The organism is Oceanobacillus sp. GQ8 (assembly GCF_059758495.1).
The window spans coordinates 484,434-504,230 of record NZ_JCAXEV010000004.1; the positions used below are offsets into that span (position 1 = coordinate 484,434).

At 35.7% G+C, this 19,797-nt stretch carries 21 protein-coding genes and 1 pseudogene; 1 reads left to right on the top strand and 21 read right to left on the bottom strand.

The window, feature by feature from the left end; all coding sequences use genetic code 11:
- Positions 1 to 22: 22 nt before the first annotated feature.
- The 5 genes from pglX to AC6CHS_RS14920 are packed head-to-tail and all read right to left on the bottom strand — an operon-like array spanning position 23 to position 8,624.
- On the bottom strand, positions 23 to 3,571 hold the full coding sequence (pglX, locus tag AC6CHS_RS14900) for a BREX-1 system adenine-specific DNA-methyltransferase PglX (RefSeq protein WP_498237262.1): 3,549 nt from the start codon (positions 3,569 to 3,571) through the stop codon (positions 23 to 25).
- Between the two features lie 15 nt (positions 3,572 to 3,586).
- The gene (brxC, locus tag AC6CHS_RS14905; RefSeq protein ID WP_498237264.1) at positions 3,587 to 7,159 is read right to left on the bottom strand and encodes a BREX system P-loop protein BrxC; all 3,573 of its coding nucleotides are present in this window, start codon (positions 7,157 to 7,159) and stop codon (positions 3,587 to 3,589) included.
- Positions 7,160 to 7,180: 21 nt separating this feature from the next.
- Entirely contained in the window at positions 7,181 to 7,747 is a 567-nt protein-coding gene (locus tag AC6CHS_RS14910; protein WP_498237265.1) for a DUF1788 domain-containing protein, read from the bottom strand.
- Between the two features lie 12 nt (positions 7,748 to 7,759).
- Entirely contained in the window at positions 7,760 to 8,356 is a 597-nt protein-coding gene (locus AC6CHS_RS14915) for a DUF1819 family protein (protein WP_498237266.1), read from the bottom strand.
- A 31-nt stretch (positions 8,357 to 8,387) separates the two neighbouring features.
- The gene (locus tag AC6CHS_RS14920; RefSeq protein WP_498237267.1) at positions 8,388 to 8,624 is read right to left on the bottom strand and encodes a TIGR04540 family protein; all 237 of its coding nucleotides are present in this window, start codon (positions 8,622 to 8,624) and stop codon (positions 8,388 to 8,390) included.
- Positions 8,625 to 8,945: 321 nt separating this feature from the next.
- Here AC6CHS_RS14920 and arr point away from each other — a divergent pair.
- Positions 8,946 to 9,361 (top strand): annotated as a pseudogene (arr, locus tag AC6CHS_RS14925) (NAD(+)--rifampin ADP-ribosyltransferase).
- A 407-nt stretch (positions 9,362 to 9,768) separates the two neighbouring features.
- Here arr and AC6CHS_RS14930 read toward each other — a convergent pair.
- The 16 genes from AC6CHS_RS14930 to AC6CHS_RS15005 form a co-directional block, all read right to left on the bottom strand.
- Positions 9,769 to 9,999, bottom strand: a complete 231-nt coding sequence (locus tag AC6CHS_RS14930; RefSeq protein ID WP_498237268.1) for a hypothetical protein — start codon at positions 9,997 to 9,999, stop codon at positions 9,769 to 9,771.
- A 183-nt stretch (positions 10,000 to 10,182) separates the two neighbouring features.
- Positions 10,183 to 10,917 carry a DUF1295 domain-containing protein gene (locus AC6CHS_RS14935; protein ID WP_498237270.1) on the bottom strand — a complete coding sequence of 245 codons (735 nt, stop codon included), beginning with the start codon at positions 10,915 to 10,917 and terminating at the stop codon, positions 10,183 to 10,185.
- A gap of 30 nt (positions 10,918 to 10,947) precedes the next feature.
- On the bottom strand, positions 10,948 to 11,367 hold the full coding sequence (locus AC6CHS_RS14940) for a hypothetical protein (RefSeq protein WP_498237271.1): 420 nt from the start codon (positions 11,365 to 11,367) through the stop codon (positions 10,948 to 10,950).
- An 81-nt stretch (positions 11,368 to 11,448) separates the two neighbouring features.
- Positions 11,449 to 11,910, bottom strand: a complete 462-nt coding sequence (locus tag AC6CHS_RS14945) for an NUDIX hydrolase (protein WP_498237272.1) — start codon at positions 11,908 to 11,910, stop codon at positions 11,449 to 11,451.
- Positions 11,911 to 11,964: 54 nt separating this feature from the next.
- Positions 11,965 to 12,147 carry a hypothetical protein gene (locus tag AC6CHS_RS14950; RefSeq protein ID WP_498237274.1) on the bottom strand — a complete coding sequence of 61 codons (183 nt, stop codon included), beginning with the start codon at positions 12,145 to 12,147 and terminating at the stop codon, positions 11,965 to 11,967.
- Between the two features lie 384 nt (positions 12,148 to 12,531).
- Entirely contained in the window at positions 12,532 to 12,963 is a 432-nt protein-coding gene (locus tag AC6CHS_RS14955) for an OsmC family protein (RefSeq protein WP_498237276.1), read from the bottom strand.
- Between the two features lie 34 nt (positions 12,964 to 12,997).
- Positions 12,998 to 13,735, bottom strand: coding sequence for an amino acid ABC transporter ATP-binding protein (locus tag AC6CHS_RS14960; RefSeq protein WP_498237278.1), 738 nt, complete (start codon positions 13,733 to 13,735; stop codon positions 12,998 to 13,000).
- A 15-nt stretch (positions 13,736 to 13,750) separates the two neighbouring features.
- Positions 13,751 to 14,395 (bottom strand): amino acid ABC transporter permease, encoded by a 645-nt coding sequence (locus AC6CHS_RS14965; protein ID WP_036574520.1) that lies wholly within the window; start codon positions 14,393 to 14,395, stop codon positions 13,751 to 13,753.
- Between the two features lie 18 nt (positions 14,396 to 14,413).
- On the bottom strand, positions 14,414 to 15,259 hold the full coding sequence (locus tag AC6CHS_RS14970) for a transporter substrate-binding domain-containing protein (RefSeq protein WP_498237280.1): 846 nt from the start codon (positions 15,257 to 15,259) through the stop codon (positions 14,414 to 14,416).
- Between the two features lie 26 nt (positions 15,260 to 15,285).
- A complete protein-coding gene (locus tag AC6CHS_RS14975) occupies positions 15,286 to 15,915 on the bottom strand; it encodes a TetR/AcrR family transcriptional regulator (RefSeq protein WP_498237282.1) in 630 nt (209 codons plus the stop codon).
- A gap of 440 nt (positions 15,916 to 16,355) precedes the next feature.
- Complete coding sequence (locus AC6CHS_RS14980) at positions 16,356 to 16,895, bottom strand: DUF1572 domain-containing protein (protein ID WP_498237284.1); 540 nt, start codon at positions 16,893 to 16,895, stop codon at positions 16,356 to 16,358.
- 66 nt (positions 16,896 to 16,961) lie between these two features.
- On the bottom strand, positions 16,962 to 17,135 hold the full coding sequence (locus AC6CHS_RS14985; protein WP_498237286.1) for a hypothetical protein: 174 nt from the start codon (positions 17,133 to 17,135) through the stop codon (positions 16,962 to 16,964).
- A gap of 35 nt (positions 17,136 to 17,170) precedes the next feature.
- Positions 17,171 to 17,500: a GNAT family N-acetyltransferase gene (locus tag AC6CHS_RS14990; RefSeq protein ID WP_498237288.1), complete on the bottom strand. Its 330-nt coding sequence runs from the start codon at positions 17,498 to 17,500 to the stop codon at positions 17,171 to 17,173.
- A 371-nt stretch (positions 17,501 to 17,871) separates the two neighbouring features.
- Positions 17,872 to 17,994 (bottom strand): hypothetical protein, encoded by a 123-nt coding sequence (locus tag AC6CHS_RS14995; RefSeq protein WP_498237289.1) that lies wholly within the window; start codon positions 17,992 to 17,994, stop codon positions 17,872 to 17,874.
- Positions 17,995 to 18,410: 416 nt separating this feature from the next.
- The gene (locus tag AC6CHS_RS15000; RefSeq protein ID WP_379553902.1) at positions 18,411 to 19,133 is read right to left on the bottom strand and encodes an amino acid ABC transporter ATP-binding protein; all 723 of its coding nucleotides are present in this window, start codon (positions 19,131 to 19,133) and stop codon (positions 18,411 to 18,413) included.
- Positions 19,134 to 19,796: an amino acid ABC transporter permease gene (locus AC6CHS_RS15005; protein ID WP_036574530.1), complete on the bottom strand. Its 663-nt coding sequence runs from the start codon at positions 19,794 to 19,796 to the stop codon at positions 19,134 to 19,136.
- Between the last annotated feature and the right edge of the window lies 1 nt (position 19,797).

The window sequence follows — 19,797 nt, forward strand, 5'->3', positions numbered from 1 at the left end:
AAAGGCTCACTTCCCTAAAGCATTATATTTTTGCTACTAATCCCTTAAACTTTTCATAATTCACCTTAATTCCATCATCTAAATCAATTTCAATTTGCATATCAGCCATGTGGTGTAATAATTCATCATATGCTTTCAATTCGTCTATTTTTTTTTCAAGGGATTTTAGTTCTTTCTTGGCATTGCTAATTTCTTTCACTGTAGAATCCCCATTAATGATATTGAGCAAGTCATTCTTTTCAGCATCAAGGCGAATTTGGTAATCATGCAAATAGTCTGTACGAATACGGGACAATGTCGTTTTATCGTAACGGTGCATGTAAATCAGACAGTTAAATGCCTTTTCTTTCCCAGAAGAAAATAACCAATAAATTGGTCGCTTACTATAAGTCTTGAGATGATCTTTATAAAAATCATTTAAGAAATAGCGACGAAGCGTTTCTTTTGCCGTTTCGCCTTTCTTTCTACTAAGTGCATCGGCAATAAAGTCGAGATTTTCCGATAGTGTTTCTTTTCCGAATGTTACTTGAACAAAATCTTCAAATCTTGAGACAATGTCATCTTCAAAATAAGCACCAGGGAGTATTGGTAGAATGTTATCCCTATCAACTTGGAATGTATTATATTTTGAAGAGTCAAACTCCCCACCTGCATAAACAAGGCCCTCTTCATCTAACGAATATCGACCAAACGAACATCCAATAGCATAAGAAATGAGACTTTTTATATTCCTTACCAAATCTGCTTTTTGTATTGTAACTTCCTCATCTTTTAATTCTGGAGTTAAGTCTTCATACAGGTTATATATATCAATGAATTTCCGGTTCAATTCTTCCTCATTCATTTTAAGTTGGTTGAACTGGTTTTCAATGAATCCTTCCCATTTTTTGTACGAGTCTTTAATTTTCGATACTCCTCTTTCCCTAATTAAAGGATGTTGTGAAAAATCCCATGACATTTCATATGAATCCCAATCATTTTTCGAAATTAGAATATTTTCTTTTACAATTTTTTCTATATCCAATATATTTACATCGTTGTTGTATTTATAAGGTATTTTTGAAACTTGACCAGGGTTAAAATCTAACGTAGGCGATAGGATTGATAAAAATGTTTCGGCAACTTTTGAATTTAATAATCCTAAACTATAATATTTTTCATTTTCCTCCTTAAAGAATACACATGCTCCTTTTGAATCAAATATAAATCCATTAGGAAAAAACCTCATTGAAAATAATCCTGAACTTAAAGTTGACCAGGTAAGCCCCTCACTAAAAAAATATTCATGGTTAAAAATTCGCCTTGACCAATGCTTAGTATTAGGGTCGGAGGGGTTAGAGACCACAGCTAATTTAATTTCTTCACCATTATTGTACCAATTCACTAAATACTCATTATAACCGTACCATTTTTTATAGCCTCCACCTTTATTATAAGGGACCCACTTCTTATTTTGAGACATAACTTCATTATAGCTTTTGCAACCAAACCCAACTTTTTCGATGGACACTTCATACCAATATCTTAAAAATCTCTTATTGTCAGTAGTAGACATTCCACTTTTAAATTGACCTATTTCCCCAATCTGTTCATTCTCGTTAAAATTTTTTATGATTTGATCGCTCACCCAATAAGCTATAGGATTTCCTGAGACTTTTATGTAGTCTTCTTGCTTAAATGAATAACGATAAGAAACTAATAGGTTTTTTGCAGCTTGAATTGCCTTTTCCCTTTTATCAGCTGCGTTTTTCGCCTCAGTCAATCTTAAATATGTTCCGTTTGCCTTAAAAGGTTCTATATTCCTCAAAACAAATGTAGTCGATTGTACAACTTCTCCGCTTATTTCCTCAAAAGCTCTTGGGCCTAGGTGTAGCATTGTATCGATAAATTTATTACTAATGATATTTTTTCTTAATTTCTCGAAACTCGATAAAAACATCCAAGAATGTTGATTAATAGCAGCATAAAAGCCATTTTCATTTATATAATGATCAATCTCCATAAATGCAGCGAACAGATCAGACTTAGAATTAGGATAATTCTTTTTTAGAAAACTGGATAACTCTCTGTTCATACTAGCTGATCCCATATAAGGTGGATTCAAAATGACCACACTATATTGTTTCTCCATTATTCCTGTTTGTTTAATGAGTTGCGGGAGTAATGACAATACTCGTTCTCGTTTTTCTACTTGAAATAAATCCTCAACAGGCTTTGATTCTATTTCCTTTAATCTGTTCTCCAAAAAAGCAGTGTCTGTATTTTCCACTCTAATAAGAGAACCATATGTTTTTCCATTTACATACTGCTCTACAAATTTTTTTACAGAATCAAATTTCTCCCCACTAGCGTCACCAACAATATACGCTATATCATCGTCTGTCCATCCGTTGGTTTCCTGAATTGATGCTAGATTTAGAGTTAGTCCATCTCGCTGAACGCTTCTTAGAAATTTTCTGTTGTACTCCTGTGCTTTCATGACCACCGAGAAACAGGCTAATTGATATGCACGGTCATCTATGTCAAGTCCACGCAGGTTATTCTCAATAATAAGTCTTGGTATTTCTCGTTCCATGTAACCACATTTGCTATAGATTTCATAAAGGACATCGAACATATACACAAGAATATGCCCACTTCCCATTGCGGGATCGAAGCATTTTATATCCTCTACATTCAGTTCTTTATTTACATAAGGAGCAATTTTAGCTTGAAAATCTTCTTGTTCATGTTCTAAATAAAATTCCCAATCGTTTTGTAATTCCCAATGTTCAGGATGTGACTCAACCCAGTAACGTCCAAGGGAATTTTGCACCATATAACGAACAATCCAATCAGGCGTGAACAGCTGCGTTGCAAAAGGAATTTCTTCAGCTTTATATTTCTTTTTTGCTTTAAAAACTCGATCTTTTTCTTCCGCAATATAGTACTGATAAAGCCACCCGATCACTTCAATCTCATTCCAATTATCTTCAGGGATAGCCTCAATATCCGTCATCTGCCGAACAAAAGAGTCAGTTGCGAGAAGACCTTCTGGAAATAGAATTTCTCTATAATCATCAATCGTTTCAAACATGAATGGCATATAACGATTCAAGTCATTACAATGTTTGATAATCAGATATTTAAACAATTCCTCAGCATTATTATTCATTTTTAGTTCATAAACGAATTCCTTGTCCAAATCCAAGTCCAATGATAATGCTTCTTTCATCATATCTGGTTCTGGACTTTCTGCATTAATGGAAGATAGCACTCTCACTTTCGTTGGTAAATAGTCATTTACCTCCATAAAGCGTAAGGCAGTGAATCGGTTGAACCATGTATAAGCAACTTCATCCATTACTTGGTTGAATCCAATTCGGTTAATGCGATCAATTAATCTGTCTCGTTGAATTTTTTCTTCTTTAGAAAGCTGTCTGCCATCAATAAAGATGGCATCTGAGCTTTCAATATCGGCTTTTTTTATGTTATCTTCGGCTATGCCAATTTTCATGGCTTTTGCTTCGACTTTTTTCAATAGCTCTCTTCGGGCACTTGTTGCAAAGGTCTTCAGTGCTGACTTATTCATCCATTTCCACCCCCATTATTCGATAAACTCGATTTGTTTGTTTTCTTTAATGATTTGTTTTAACTTATTTGCCAGGGTATTGATATAGTTATTAACCTCATCCTCCGTCGTTAAGGTTCTAACACTCACCAATTTTGATACCCTAACAGGTTGCTTTTGAATGGTCGGAACCACATGTTCAACAACTTTTCCACCAGTACGTTCTCTCTCTTCTTCTACTTTTTTCCGTTGCCATTCTTTAATTTCTCTGTCAATATCTCTTTCCATTTTTTCTTTAAAGCTCGTGCTTTGGGAAATCGTTGCATCAACTTTAAAAATATCATTAAAAGTATCTACATTTGTATTAAGTTCTTGATAGTACCGATCTACCCGTTCTTTTGTTTCATTGGATACACCGTATTGTGATGTCAATGATGATAAATAAGTATTGTCTTCTTTTAATTTTTTATGGGCATTTTCTTTCTTCTCTTTTAGCACGGAATTTATTTGTTCATCCATTGCGTTAATAAGTTCTGGAATATCTTTTATTTTTCTGTAAGGAATCGGATCCTGAACAATCGACTGGAGCTTATCTATGACGGTCTCTATCTCTTCACCAAATAGATAGGCATTATTTTCTTCATATTTCTTTAAGGCAGCTAAAGCCTCATCAAAAATTTTCTTTTGATCAGTGCTGAAGAAACTTTTAACATAAACAATATCCTCTTCCCAATCAAGTAAATCATCTTCCAATTCCTTTAACTTATTGAAGTAAGATACATTGTCTAAGCCATTATGGAACTGCTCAAAATATTCCAGTCCTTTATCAAGCAAGCTCATGCCAGGATACTTCCGACCTTCATAACGAGCCTTGTAACTCTTAATTTCGTCAATTTGTTTTTCAACAAGGATCCGTATGTCCTTCAGTAATCCGTCTTCATCATCAGCCAAATCAGTTTTATTGAAAACATCTTTACAAACTCTTTTAGCTGTTTTGATTAACTTTTCATCTACTTTTACTCTCTTCAACACAATTGCCTTATCCGAATCCGCAGTTTTGGTAAATGCTGTAATAAGCATGTTTACATTTTCTTCTGGTTCCAGATATTCAGCATTATAACGAATGCGTATACGTTGGTCTTTTAGTAAATAAGCTATTAACGCTGCTATATCAAGCGTTTTCCAACCATAAGGCTTCCCGCCAAAACGGTCAAATAAGATTCTTACACGAACTTGTTTTTTCAGATTATCTTGCAAACTAATAAAATCCGATATTTCTCCCTTAGCCAATTCATTTGGGTTTACCTTTGATGTGTCTTCCAATGACATTTGCTCATCGTTTGCAGCTAGAATCGAAATTAATTCCCTTTCATTTTCTGTATGTTCTTTGATATAGCCAAGTTTCGTATAGACATTATCGACTAACATGGTAAAGGCGGCATTAACCTTTTCCCGTACGGTTGACCCTTTAATATCCGCTTTATCACCATTGATATAGAATGTACCGTCTTTAATGGCTTCCTCCAAAAGTTCACGAACTCTTCTTCTTCGTTCACGAACCTCTGCCTGTTTATTATTTAAGATATTTTGAATACTTTCTGGAAGTTGCGTTATGTTCGTTTTCTTACGGAATTCTTCTATTCGTAAGGCCTCTCCAATTTCCTCGATGTACGCTTCATTTCCGCCCATTTTAATAATCATTTCGCCACTATCTTGGGTCATCATCATCAATTCTTGTTCAGATTTATGATAGTGATCCGATAATGGGGAGAGAATTTGTATACCAATATTAGATGTCTGGTTTCCAAAATTTTTCTCATCCATTTTCTGGTTGTAAGTGAAGGCATATTCACTGGAATAACGGAAACGTTTCTCATCGAAAAGGTCTTGGAAAATATAGTTTGCTAACTCCCGTTTAACAATATCCTCATCTATATTCATGGATTTAATTTCCCTATTAATGTCTTGCTCATCATCGGTTAAGAAGATATAATGATCTCCATTTTTCTGGACCAATGTTTGGGAGATGAGCTTTCTCAGAGAAACCTTAATTTTTTCTTTTAGTTGCAACTTATCCTCATCAATGTGCGTAACCATTAGTGTTGCAATATTATCAAGATTTGCTGGTAGTTCTTTCACATATTTAATCATGAATAGAACCTTTAATAGATTCATGTTAAAGTCTTCATCTTTTAAGGCTGGATTCTCATAAGCACCTTCAATTACCCTTGAAATGGATGGATTCAAGAATTCCTTAATTGTATCGTAGAAAGCATAAAATGGTATGACTGTCCCTTCTTCAGCATCCTTATATTGCAGGCCAGCTTCTTTAAATGCTGACAACATCGAACGTTCCCCTTCAGACAAATGCTTACCAGAAGAACCATGTTTACGTACTTGTTCAAACACATTTTGTAAGAGTTTGAACTGATATGGAATAAATGGGTACACATCCGCAAATTCCTGCTCATTGTCAAAGCCACGCAAGTCTGCTGTACTTTCACGGAAACTAATTAGGTTTTTTAGAATTGCACTTTTCTCAGGATAAAGGAGCTTCAATCTATCATTAGCAAAATCCTTTTTCAAAAGAATCCGCTTTTTAATAACTTCATCAACAGAAATGGATGATAGGGAAAGTCTCGTATCGAATCGTCCTTGAATACGGGAAAAGTCATCCCCTTTGACTTTGATAATGCTATCAATACTTTCTTGGGAAGTAACCATTATCCAAACTTTTCCGTTACAATGAGTTCCCAAATCTTCCGATACTGTTTGTAAGTTCAGCATCAAATTACGGTTATCCCCAATGTATTGCCCGATTTCATCCACTAGAAAGATAAGATGAAAATTTTTGCCTTTTCCGTTGACGTATTCATTAACGTCTTTCGCAAACTTTTCAATACTGATTTCGAAGTTATTCACCCCGTTTTCAAACCAGTTTCGTGCTGATTCTTCTGTCATATCGGTTACTTTCGTTAGAGCCCCAATAACAAAATCTGCATCAAAATAGAAGCTATTACGACGTTCTCCCCATGATTCACCAGCTAATGCCTTAAATTCCCCTTTAAAGGCTTCATAGACTCCCTGTTTATCCAAGTACTTTTCCATCTCAGCCACACCGGGGATGTCCCCGTAATAGCCACGATGTTCATAAAAAACCTTCATAAACACCCTGAGAATTGCATCTTCCTTGGATTTATTATCGAGTGAACCCTTTGAATCAATATTAAACAAGATAGTTTCTGTTTCTACGTCGGCAGTGCGTTGCATATTCGCATAAACGAGTGGATCCTGAACTTTATCTTCAAAGAAATCAATCGCTTGTTTCCCATTTATCTCTTTGTTTTCAAGCAAATAAGCAAGGATTTTTAAAAAGTGTGATTTACCGGAACCGAAGAATCCAGATATCCAAACGCCCATCTTATCCGTTACACCATTTATCCCTTTTTGGTAGTTCTCGTAGAATTTAGAAAAGTGCTTTTGTAATTCCTTTGTAACAACATACTCATCTAACTCTTGATATTTATTATCTTCATCCTGTTGAGCTACTTTAATGACTCCACGAATATCCCGCTCTATATCCTTTTGAAACATATCTTTAATATTCATCTATATCCCCCTCTTCCCTTTTTAATCGACTAATCGAAATGCTCGATAGTAATTATCATCTTTAAACTTCCCGAATAGCTGCAAGGATTGTCCATCATACTTTCCTGGGAAGAACATGATTACAGGTATATTGTCTAAAACTTCTTGTAGGTTATTTAAAATATTATGAGAGCGAACGAACGGGTAAACCTTTCCTATTCCCGTGAGGAACACCACATTATAGCCACCCATTTGTTCCTGTATTTTCCTCAAGAATACTTCCGGTTTAGCAAATGTAGTCATCGCTTTAAACAATTGTTCTTTACCTTGACGTTCTTCCATTTCAAAAATACGGTCAAAGATCTTTCTATCTTTTGCAATGTCTAGCAGCATCTTATACAAATCAAATTCAATGATTCTTCGGTTGGACCCCTCATAACCAAACTCTTTTTTAATGTGCTTGATATAATCCCTTACTACAAGTTCGTTTTGCGGATCATAATCAAATACGTAAAAACTAATTTCATTACCAAGACCACGACCTTCAATGAACTTATCTTCTTTTATTTTTGGTATAACCTGATCCAATCTAGCACTCAAATTTGCCATACATCCACCTCTTTATTCACCCATAGCACGTATATAACGCTCCTCGCCAATATGAGTAAGATGATTTTTTATCTGTTCATCAATTATCAACCTGTTAAGTTCTTTACCTTTTCTCGTCCTCAACAACCCGCTTTCATACAATACTTGCATATAAGCTCTTTTCAGTTTTTCAATATTAATATCACTCCAACTGGCCACCTTTTCACTTTGCTCAGATTTAGCAGTGAAGAAAAGATTAAGATCTTTTTTTTCCAGTAGATAATCATTATTATGTAGTTTATCTCCAATAACCTCATCCATGAATTCAAAAAACAACAGATCGGTTTTCATGATGGCATATAGGTTCAGGGTTTTTCCTATTTCTATTGAACCTTCTAGTATGATAGAAATGAGTACCTCATCAATGACTTCTGCTCTTTTCATCACGGAGGGCAATGTTCGAGTGATTCTGCCTTGATTGTTAAATTGAAATAGATTTTCCTCTTTTACCTTTTTTCTTATATCCTGATTAGAATGGCCTAGTTGTTTCAGCTTTAAAACCTGCTTAAACTCAAAAAGCAAAAAGGAAGCTCCATTTAAACTTGAAGAATATTCTAATTCTATTGTCATACAATCAAACCTTTCAGACAAGACTATTTTCCTATTCTTTTTCTAACACTTTCCCCACAACAGCCAAACGTCTCTTACCACATTGCTGCTGTACGACCTTTGTAAATTGATTGTTTTTTAATAGTTTTTCCTCATTATTCTCATACAAATTCTTTATTCCTTCTATTAGTTCTTTCTCATTAATCTTTTCTTTCCAATACAAATCAACTAATTTGTTTAGATCAATTGCCAATTCTCTTTGTGTACGATAAAACATTTTTAGTTCCATAGGCTTCACCCCTTGCATCATTCTTACTTACTAATTATTTTAGTCTTATTCAATTGAGAACTCAATGAAAATGGTAAGGTATTTTTCATTCAATACTTTAAATTTGTGTTAACCTAACTAAATAAGATAAGTTCTCAACCCAGTTCAGTTTAACACTCCATGCTTAATTCACCACATAAAGACCATATTCGAGATTGATTGAGTACATTATCCACACCATAACTTCCCATATTACGAATAATAAATTGTTAATAGACTACTTTTTCCAAGTTTCCTGTTCTATACTGTTATATACAAATCTAAAATTAGAGGTGTATCTGTATGAATGACAAAAAAGATGTCTTAGATAATGGGCCTTTCTTTCATGGTACTAAAGCAGAACTAAATATTGGAGATCTTTTGGAACCGCAATACTTATCAAATTATCAAGATAAAAAATCGAACTATATATATTTCACTGCTACTTTAGATGCGGCTAAATGGGGTGCTGAATTAGCAACATCCAAGTCAAAAGAAAGAATTTACGTAGTAGAACCATTAGGTGAATTTGAAAATGACCCAAACGTAACGGATAAAAGATTCCCAGGAAACCCAACACGTTCCTATAGGTCTAAATCGCCTTTGAAAATAGTAGCTGAATTATGTTCTTGGAATAGACATTCCGATGAGAATTAAATCATATGCTTATATCCTTAAAAAAATTACGAGAACAAGGCAAAGCTGTCATCTACGATTGATGCACTACCTCAAAGGTCATTATCTAAATGGAATAGTGTCTGGAAAATGCAATTTACAATGTTAAACCAATTACACATAGAAAAAACGGTCCCTTATAACAATGAGGAACCGTTTTTCAATTTGGTATTCTGCACAGGCCACTGTTACCAATTAATAATCTGACTTTTAATTTATTCCTGACTTGAATGTGCCCATTTCCCTATCCAACTACTCCCCTAATGAACGAATCACAGAACAGGTACAAATTATCCCTTTGAAGAAATTATCTACATTAAGATTTTCATTTGGTGAATGGTTTGCTTCATCAGAATTTGCATATGGAACGATAACAGAAGGTACTCCTAGTATTTGGGTCCAGACATAATCTGGTAAACTACCACCTAGGCTAGGCTGTAAAACTGGTTCCTCATGGTAAGCTTCCTTGACTGCCTCCTTGACAACCTTTACGACATCCAGATCCGGAGACGTCCGAGATGGCCATTCCGATATCTTCTAACATCTTAAGTAGCATGGCACTCGTTTCTTCCATCCCAATATTTTGTGCACTAATACTTTTCTGGCGTAACAATGTAAATAATGTTTCTAAGTATTCCTCTTTATTTTTCTCCACAAATTCCCTAAGCTGGTCTAAACTCATGACTTTCCCTCCTCTATTAATTGTTTACAGCACCAAGAACTCTATTCGTTGAGGCCATGGCAATGATGACACATCCCAGTAATACCTCATCTTTCACCTATCTAATTCTATCTCTCTATTTAGTCCTATTTAAGACATTTATATAAAAATTAAAGCACAAGTATTTATGTGTATGTACACAGCTTAATATATATACGGAATGAACTTCTTCGTCGTCTGCTCATACTTTACAAAATCCCTGCCGTATTTCCCCCTTAAGTATCGATCATGCTCCGGGATATTAAAGAAAACAAACATGAAGAATAGAAAGATGGGTATCAGCCCTGCCCATGCATTTCTTGTCAGCAATGCAAAACCGCTTACCCACACGAAATCTCCGAAATAATTGATATGGATCGCATACCTGTATAATCCCCCAGAATAGAGTTTTCCTTTATTTCGGTTATCTTTTTTCCATTGATTCCTTAACACCTCAGACATTGTATTAATTATTGAACCTGCAAGAAATATAAATACAGCAATTCCGTCTATCCAATCCAAGGGCTGGTCGTTGGTTCCTCCTAACAGGGAAAAAACAATATAATAGAGAGCGAAGGCAAAAGAGACACTTACTGTTTCTCTCCATGTAATTCCTCGTTTCAACAAATAAACTACCATAAAACTCATCCTTAAAAAGACGACCAGACAAAAACCGAACAGCAGCACTCTTCTCTGAAAATCACCTTCGGGCAAATGCAAGACTTCATTACCGGCTAAAAATAAGAACCAGTAGACGAGGACAATGAAAACACACTCATATGCAATAATCGTTAATCGCTGTGGCCAAGATTTGTTCGCTGAACCGTACATGGCAAACCACCCTTTTTCTAAATCAATTAGACGAAGATAAACTATGTCCCAGTCCGACTGTCTGGTCAAGCTCTGTAGTGGATACTACCACTATTGACCTTATCTTCCCCTTATAATTTTCCGTACCAACAACAATAGGTGAAAGTATAAATTAGATGCAGCAAATCCGAATAATGAGAAGTAAATAACTTCCACTAGATATATACTATTGGAAAATATTATAAGATATATAAATCCGACTAGTATACCAGCCAAAGAATACAAACCTAACTGAATAAAGTAAAGTTTCCATTTTGAATTTCTATCAACATTTCCGACTAACTTATCAATTAATATCGAAACAAGTATTCCTACAAGAAAATAAGCTGGAGCCGTGTAAATAATCACAAAAACACTTATTTCTAAAAAGCCAAAGTAATAAACATTCGGTTCCTGTTGTGAACTAGGAACATAGAAAATCCAAGAATATATTATTGCGAACAGAATAGTAGATAGTAATGCTGTTAGGACTCTTCTCATTGTCATACCCCCTGACTTATTAGTTGATAGCAAGAGTAATTACTATCGTACTATTCACTTACTAAAGCACCGATAGTTGTATTAAGATAATCTACCTACTAAGTTATAAGGATTTACCTCCCAAGTTTCATAAGGTATGAAACTTGTAGCATTTAAACAATCGATTGTGCGGGATTTCATATGTGGACGAGTTATGTATTGATCTATATTTTCCTCTGTAAGCTTTATAAATCTAGCATCTTTAATTTCTTCAGGTTGAACTTTTATGTCCCCAGTAATATATTTCGCTTTAAACACAACAGACAATAAGTGGTATGTGGCATTGTAATACGAACCTGTTACTCCCAAAAGCGAGATAACTATTCCCGTTTCCTCTAATATTTCTCTACATACTGCTTTATCAAGAGGTTCTCCTTCTTCAACCTGTCCTCCCGGAGCTTCCCAAGTATCAGACCGTAAATGTGTCTTAACTAAGAGAGTTTCTCCTTTTTCGTTAGTAACATTAGCAGAAACCGCAATTATATGTTTTGGTGCAGTATCCATTACATTTCCTCCTTGAACATATTTATATGAGAATTTACTATAATCACTTAAGCTTTAGATCTTTTTATATTTGAATAACTTTATTCCATTAGCGCATACCCCCATTAATCCGGTAATAATGAATAGATATGCTATAAATAAAGGAGTTGAAGAAAGCGACTCAGAGAATAATCGATATAGCCCCACTACAGTAATAAAAACACTTCCTATTAGTGCAATAACAGTTTTACTGTTCATTTTGAATTCCTCCTTACAATACAAATGATCCATTTTTTTAATCAATTATAAATTCTGCAGTTTATCATGCTCATCATAGTCGCCAGGCTTCCTGACATCCAGTAAACGGTATTAGTGCTGTAAAAGATCCTTAAACACCTCTATCCACTAACCTGCCGTTTATTTAAGTAAATATATTTAGTTCAATACTAACATAATATTCAAAAATCATTTTTAAAATTTTTGCATAAGAAAAGGAGATCAATAAATGATCTCCCTGTTTAAAATTCAAGCGCTATACAGTTGCTTGTTCACCCAATAATGATTATACGTTCCCACAAATATATAAAGAAAACGCCTGTATGTATACAGACGTTTTCCCTTTTTGAAGCCTTTATTTATATTTTAATTTTGATAGATATTCTCCGCTTCTTCACCATTCAACATGAGGCGGAATGAAATGTCAGCTTTTAATGAGTCTGAAACAGCACAATACTTCTGCTTCCCTAAATTAATGGCTCTCCATACCTTCTTGGCATCAATATCACCGTCAACCGTAAAGGTTACAGCAATGGCAGTAAATCCTTTAGGTAAGTCTTCTTTTCGCGTTCCATCTGTTTCGATCTCGATATTTGTAATTGCATCAAGATGCGGTTTTAGTATCATGGTTACATCAATCCCGATGCAGCCTGCAACGGATGCGAGCAACATTTCAGTAGGTGTTACACCTTTTCCTTCGCCACCATAAACTTCCGTAGCGTCCATGTTGAGTTCATATCCAGAATCGCCTACTGCTGTGAAAGCTCGTTGACCATTCCATTTTGTTTGTATCTTCATTGCTGACATTCCCTTCTTGGATTAAATAATCGGCCTACATTTTATTTAAAAACTTTCTCGCTCTCTCTGTTTTAGGTTGGTTGAAAAATGAATCTGGAGTACCTTGTTCCACAACCACTCCTTCATCCATAAAAATGACACGATCAGCCACCTCACGCGCAAATTCAATTTCATGCGTCACAATAACCATGGTCATTCCTTCTTTAGCAAGTTCCTTTATAACTGCTAACACCTCGCCAACCAATTCAGGGTCTAACGCGGATGTAGGTTCATCAAACAACATCACTTCTGGTTCAACAGCCAAAGCACGTGCAATTGCCACCCGCTGCTGTTGACCACCAGATAATCGCGATGGATATACATCCCGTTTTTCAGACAGGCCCACTCTTTCTAGTAAAGCTTCACCCTTTTTAGTGGCTTTTTCCTTTGACCATTTCCTAACCGTTAGCAAAGCTTCAATCACATTTCCCAATACGGTTTTATGTGGATATAGGTTAAACTGTTGAAACACCATCCCACTATGCAACCTGATCTGACGGTATGCATTTAATTGCTTTTTCTTACTATCATCCGTGTTCACCGTCGATCCTGCTACTACAATTTCGCCACTTGTCATGTCTTCTAATCCGTTTAGACATCTTAAAAGTGTACTTTTCCCTGAACCACTTGGTCCAAGAATTGTGATAACTTCGCCGTTTTCCACTTCTAAATTAATGTCCTTCAGTACTTCTAGTTTTTCAAAACGCTTCGATAAATGTTTTATTGTTATCATATATACAACCCCAACTTATACATAAATGGATAGCTTCTTTTCCCATCTTTCTAATAAGAAAGAAAAGCCTGTACTCATGATCCAATACATGAGTGCAATCGATAGATAAAACGGCATGTAGACATAGTACTGCGCAATTAATAGTTGCGCGGATCGCAACAATTCCGTAACGGTAATGACAGAAACGAGAGATGTTTCTTTTAACATACCAATGAACGTATTACCCGCCGGTGGAATTGCAATTCGTATTGCTTGTGGAAAGATAATACGTCGCATTGTTTGTACAGGCGTTAGGCCAGACGCATATGCAGCTTCCATCTGTCCTTTTGGAATGGATTGTAGCGCACCTCGTAAAGTTTCTGAAAGGTATGCCCCAATGCTTATACTAAGGGCAATAATTGCAGCCGGTAATGGCTGCAGCCTAATTCCAAAATCCACAAGGCCATAATAAACAATAATAATCTGAACCAAGGTCGGGGTTCCCCGAATAATGGATACATACGCTCTAGCAATCCACCTAATTGGCGGCGCCCCTTTAAGTCTTGCAACCGCAACGATCGCAGCTATTATGGAGCCAAATAACATGGAAATAACTGTGATCAGAAGTGTATAGTATGCTCCTTGGAACAAAAATGGCAAATGATCAATGACAATATCCATTTTTAAAATTCCTTTCTCTTACGCTTGAGGCTCTTCCCCAAACCATTTTACAAAGATTTCATTATACGTTCCATCTTCTTTCATCTCCGCTAAAATACTATTTAATTCCGCTATAAGTTCTTCATTCCCTTTACGCGTAGCAATTCCAGCTTGGTCTGATTTAATTGGCTCACCGACAGCTTTAATTTTAAAACCATTTTGTTCTACAACTGGAGTTATAGCGTAAATATTATTTATTGTCGCATCAATACGCCCTGTATCAAGATCTTTTAGTGTTGTAACCACATCATCATAGGTCATAATAGTAAAGTCTCCAACCTCAGGCATAAGTTCTGTTCTTAAGTAGGTTTCATCGTTTGTCCCTAAACCAACTCCGATGTTTTTCCCCTTGAAATCTTCCACTGACGTAATGGAATCATTATCCTCTTTCACAATAACTTTAACTTGATTGGTGATATAAGGATCTGAGAAGTCCATTTGTTCTTTTCTTTCATCTGTAATGGTCATTTGACTAATAACCACATCAAATTTTTCAGATTGTAACCCTGCAATCATTCCGGAAAATTCTTGTGCAACAAACTCAACGCCAACACCTAAACGATTGGCAACCTCTTTGGCGATATCCGCATCGAATCCGTCCATTTCCTGATCTTCATTAATGAAGTTATACGGTTTATAGGTACCCATCAAACCTACTTTTAATTTGCCTTCTTCTTTAATTTGATTTAGTAATGATGATCCTTCTGTATTTGTCCCTTGTGACTCTTCTCCCTCTTGTTTATCTGCATCTGACCCACAAGCCGTTAGCATAATAGCAAACACTGCAAGCAATATACCTAGTAAAAACGATTTTTTCTTCATCATAATTAACCACCCTTTTTAAAATTTAATTAAATTCCTAGTAACCCAAAAAATTCAAATTGAACGACATCCTTGGCTAGTTGTTTTGCACTTTGACTTTGTAATTTAGAATAACCTTGTTGTGGGTTAAATAACCATCTCTCCAACATTCCTTCTAAAAGACTTACCAAAAGTGCAGACTGTACCATTGGATCCTTTTGTGGCAGAATACCGAGTTCAGCTGCTCTTTCAATATTTTTTTGAAAAGCGACCTCAAGCTTTATCCTTGTTTCAAGGATGGCAGATTGGACAGATTCCTCTGTTTCCATCCCTTTTAAAAGAAGCCGCATGAAATATTTATTTTCTTGAGAGAAAGCAAAGAAGTCCTCAAATAATTTTTCTGATGCTTGTACCACTTCCTGGACCGTTACTTTCGACTCCCTATATCCCTGTGAAACTACGGCAATCAAATCGGCTTCCTTTTTATGTATAATTTCTAAAGCGATAGCCTCTTTACTTTTAAAATACCAATAGAAAGTACCTTGCGCGACACCAGCAGCCTTCACAATATCCGATACTTTTGTCTTATGATAGCCATCATCAGAAAACTGTTTTAAGGCAACCTCTAAGATTTGCTCTCTTCGTTCAGATCCTTGATCTTGTGTAGTAATGTAATCCACCTCCTCTTGATTGATCAGTCAGTCAAGTAAGTGTTATTTTAGCTGTTACTAGTTTTAAAGTCAATAAACTTGATCAGAATTGTCGGGATTTAAAATTTTAGTGAGTTTTTTGGGGAATGGTTGGCTATGAACAGGCAGGCTATACAACCTTTCCTATCGCTTTTTCTAGTCTGATTGTGATGCTCATCACTCTAGGGTTTACAATACTTTATTTGACTTTCTTTCCTTCAATTCTGTCAAAATACTGTTGGTGTTTTTTAAACTTGCTTGGGGATTTTCTAATATCTCTTTTACTCCAAAACTCATATGTCCGATACTCCCGAGCAGGATAACTCAAAAAAATTGCATAAGAAAAGACGGTCAATTTAAACTGATCGCCTTCTTAACTCTTGCGTCTGTACTTTAAGTTCAACTTTGCAACATGAGCTTTTCTCATCGACCTATTTATCTTGATGCTTTTTAAGCATGTCCTTTAAATAGTCTTCCGATTTCCCTTTTGGAATGCTGAGACTTTTCCAATTATGTTCCTTTAGTTGTTTACCAATATAAACAATTTGCCCGACATGATATGCGTAATGGGCCATTTGCCTTTCAATAGCCTCTAAGACTAAATGCTTTTCTCCTCGAATATATATTTTCTTTAATAGATCTTGCTCACTTAAATCCGTTAGTGTCTCCAGGAGGGCTTTCCAACCTTTTTCCCAAACGGCAATTAACTCGTCTTTCGTTGTTATATCATTTATAAATTCTTCATCACGATTTCTATATTCTTTTTCTCCATCAGAGGTTAAAAAGTCAGTCCACCGCGAAACCATATTTCCACTTAAATGCTTTACTATTATGGCTACGCTGGTGGATTCGCTATTATAATTCCAATGTATTTCCTTTGCCGATAATTGATTTATTGTCTTGTCTCCAAGGCTTTTAACATTATTAAACCTTGTTATTACCACCTTCAAATATTCATTTCCAATCTCCACGTAAATTCCTCCCCTTAAAAAATATTACAATAATCTATTGAACCCTTTTATCCTCGCTATTACTGATCAATGTCTTAGGGCATCATACATCGAATAATCTACTTCACCCGCAATATTACTCAAGCTATTTTGGCGTAATTCAATCGCCATCAAATTCTCTTCAGAAGGTGGTAGGTTTTTCGTGGAAGCATGTACCAAATTCAGTTGATGTCCTAAATCCGAAGCCGTTGGTAGTAACAAGGATCTCCTTCCACAATTATTTCCTTATATTCCATTTAAGCAGCTAATTTAATACCTTCCTGTAACATATACGTACCAACACCCTGACGTTGATGAGTGACTGCTACTGAAACTGGTGATAGCATCAATATCTCGTTTTCATACTTATTACTAATTGCAAGCTTTGAAAGGATAAAGTGTCCAATGATCAAACCATCTTCCTCAACAACTAAATCTAGATGGGGAATGTAAAATGGTTTTTCTCGAATCTCTTTAACTAAAGCTTTTTCAGTTATTCCTTGAGAATAATTAGTGTTGTTAAATACCTCATATACAAAATCTTCAATATATCGATATTCTTCTTTATCAGCTAATCTTATTTTCATTTTTTCACCTCCAGAATAAGTACTTTCTCCACTAATTCTTCTTTAGCTTTAAAGCAATTCTAACAAAGTTCTCAACTTAAGTGGCTTCAAATTCACATTCATGCTATAATAACAAAGCGATGAGCTGATTTGTGTAAGACGAGGAATGCAATACATGTGAATGTGAACACATAATTCTTCGCCACAAATATACGTAGAAGACGCCTGTATTTTATACAGGCGTCTTTTTTTTGAAAAATAGCAATATGGTTCTTTAAAGAAAGCATAAGATAGTTCATTATCGCAGATGAATTGAGCCACTTTTGAGACGGGATGGTGTACTGTAGAGGCGACTAGATTATAATTCTCCTAACCTGTGCCTATTACTTCTTCTATTTAAAGTTAATTTGTTCAGCAATGTTAATAAGTGTTTCTTTGTCGGCCCCAGCTACAGTGAATAGCTTTTCTTCCGTAATGATTTGTAACTCACAAACCTCTGGGTCAGGCTGGTGCAAAACAGCAACGTGACCTTTAATTGTTAAGTCTTCAATTATCTCGGCAGGGAACCAACTCTTTACTTCTTCTGTAAACTCAGGGATATTAAACCCATTAAAATATGTTGTTTCTGATAACAGGACTTCAATACCTTCTTCTATAGGAATAAATGCTCTAATGTTCAGAGATTCAGCATCTCTAGTTTTTAGAAACTGTGGCTCTCCAAAAGAATATTGGTCCCCGTTTCAGGAGCACTTGTTTTATCTTCTTTTACAATACTTTTTCAAGCAATCTCTGTCCACAGTACTCAATATTTATAACAATGCCGTCAGCTATTTTCTGATCCGAGACGGGTTTAAAACCTACTTTTTACAAAGTCTTTCAACAGTAGTTTTACCTTTAACTGTGACATAGATTCACCATCATGGGTATTGCCCTACAAGATCTTACTTAAAAAAGATTGGGTTCTAGGATTTTGAGGATTATCAAAAATCTGTGTTGGCTCTCCCTCTTCCATAATAATTCCTTCATCCATGAATAACACACGATCTCCAACTTCCTTAGCAAAGCCCATTTCATGAGTGACAACGACCATTGTCATCCCTTCTTCAGCTAAATCCTTCATTACTTCGAGAACATCCCCTACTAATTCAGGGTCAAGAGCAGAGGTAGGCTCATCAAACAGCATAACTTTCGGATTCATCGCAAGTGACCTTGCAATAGCCACGCGTTGTTTCTGCCCGCCGGAAAGACTGTCCGGATAATCATCCGCTTTATCAGATAATCCTACTTTTTCAAGTAGTTTAAGTCCAACATCTTTGGCTTCATTTACAGAAAGACCTTTTACCTTAATTGGGCCGAGTGTAATATTATCTAAAACTGTTTTATGGGGGAACAGATTAAAGTGCTGGAACACCATTCCAACCTGGGAACGAACATCATTAATATTGACTGATGGATCGGTTAACTTGTCACCATTGATCGTAACTTCACCTGCAGTTATTTCCTCCAATAGGTTGAGGCATCTGAGAAAAGTACTCTTACCAGAACCAGATGGCCCAATCACGCATACCACTTCACTCTCATCAACTGTTGCATCAATTCCTTTTAATACCTCTAAATCACCAAACGATTTGTGCAAGTCTTTTACTGTAATCATTTATACATCCAACTTCCTTTCTAATCTGTTCAAATACAGTGCGGTTGGAATAGTTATACATAAGTAAAGTAAACAAACCATGACTAATGTTTCAAATATTTCGAACGTCGTATTGTAATACTCTTTTGCCATAAACACCACATCGTGTACGACAATTACAGAAAACACGGACGTGTCTTTTAAGCTAATAATAAATTGGTTTCCAAGAGGTGGAATCATTCGTTTAAATGCCTGTGGCCAAATAATGTATCGCATGGTCTGCTTTTCGGTTAATCCCATAGATCGTCCTGCTTCATGCTGACCTTTATCAATGGAATAAACGGCTCCACGAACAATTTCTGCAATATATGCCCCAGCGTTAACTGCAATTGCAATAACACCTGCAGTAAAAGAACTTATATTTAAGCCGATTAAATCTTCGGAAACACCGTAGTAAAGAAATAAAGCTTGTGCTAGGATTGGCGTACCACGTACAACTTCTACGTACACCGACCAGAACCCTCGGATGAATTTGTTTTTAGAGAGTTTCCCCAAACCTGCTAATGATCCTATAATCATCCCTAAAAATAGACCTATAACCGTAATACTTAGTGTTATTTTTAAACCATCTATTAAGAAAGGCAAACTTTTAATATATGCTGTATCCATAATCGTATAGATCATT

Excerpts from the sequence above, each read along its gene's own strand:
- pglX (WP_498237262.1), bottom strand. The coding sequence starts at position 3,571 with ATGAATAAGTCAGCACTGAAGACCTTTGCAACAAGTGCCCGAAGAGAG.
- brxC (WP_498237264.1), bottom strand. The coding sequence starts at position 7,159 with ATGAATATTAAAGATATGTTTCAAAAGGATATAGAGCGGGATATTCGT.
- AC6CHS_RS14910 (WP_498237265.1), bottom strand. The coding sequence starts at position 7,747 with ATGGCAAATTTGAGTGCTAGATTGGATCAGGTTATACCAAAAATAAAA.
- AC6CHS_RS14915 (WP_498237266.1), bottom strand. The coding sequence starts at position 8,356 with ATGACAATAGAATTAGAATATTCTTCAAGTTTAAATGGAGCTTCCTTT.
- AC6CHS_RS14920 (WP_498237267.1), bottom strand. The coding sequence starts at position 8,624 with ATGGAACTAAAAATGTTTTATCGTACACAAAGAGAATTGGCAATTGAT.
- AC6CHS_RS14930 (WP_498237268.1), bottom strand. The coding sequence starts at position 9,999 with ATGAGTTTAGACCAGCTTAGGGAATTTGTGGAGAAAAATAAAGAGGAA.
- AC6CHS_RS14940 (WP_498237271.1), bottom strand. The coding sequence starts at position 11,367 with ATGAGAAGAGTCCTAACAGCATTACTATCTACTATTCTGTTCGCAATA.
- AC6CHS_RS14945 (WP_498237272.1), bottom strand. The coding sequence starts at position 11,910 with ATGGATACTGCACCAAAACATATAATTGCGGTTTCTGCTAATGTTACT.
- AC6CHS_RS14950 (WP_498237274.1), bottom strand. The coding sequence starts at position 12,147 with ATGAACAGTAAAACTGTTATTGCACTAATAGGAAGTGTTTTTATTACT.
- AC6CHS_RS14955 (WP_498237276.1), bottom strand. The coding sequence starts at position 12,963 with ATGAAGATACAAACAAAATGGAATGGTCAACGAGCTTTCACAGCAGTA.
- AC6CHS_RS14960 (WP_498237278.1), bottom strand. The coding sequence starts at position 13,735 with ATGATAACAATAAAACATTTATCGAAGCGTTTTGAAAAACTAGAAGTA.
- AC6CHS_RS14965 (WP_036574520.1), bottom strand. The coding sequence starts at position 14,395 with ATGGATATTGTCATTGATCATTTGCCATTTTTGTTCCAAGGAGCATAC.
- AC6CHS_RS14970 (WP_498237280.1), bottom strand. The coding sequence starts at position 15,259 with ATGATGAAGAAAAAATCGTTTTTACTAGGTATATTGCTTGCAGTGTTT.
- AC6CHS_RS14990 (WP_498237288.1), bottom strand. The coding sequence starts at position 17,500 with ATGAAAATAAGATTAGCTGATAAAGAAGAATATCGATATATTGAAGAT.
- AC6CHS_RS15000 (WP_379553902.1), bottom strand. The coding sequence starts at position 19,133 with ATGATTACAGTAAAAGACTTGCACAAATCGTTTGGTGATTTAGAGGTA.
- AC6CHS_RS15005 (WP_036574530.1), bottom strand. The coding sequence starts at position 19,796 with ATGATCTATACGATTATGGATACAGCATATATTAAAAGTTTGCCTTTC.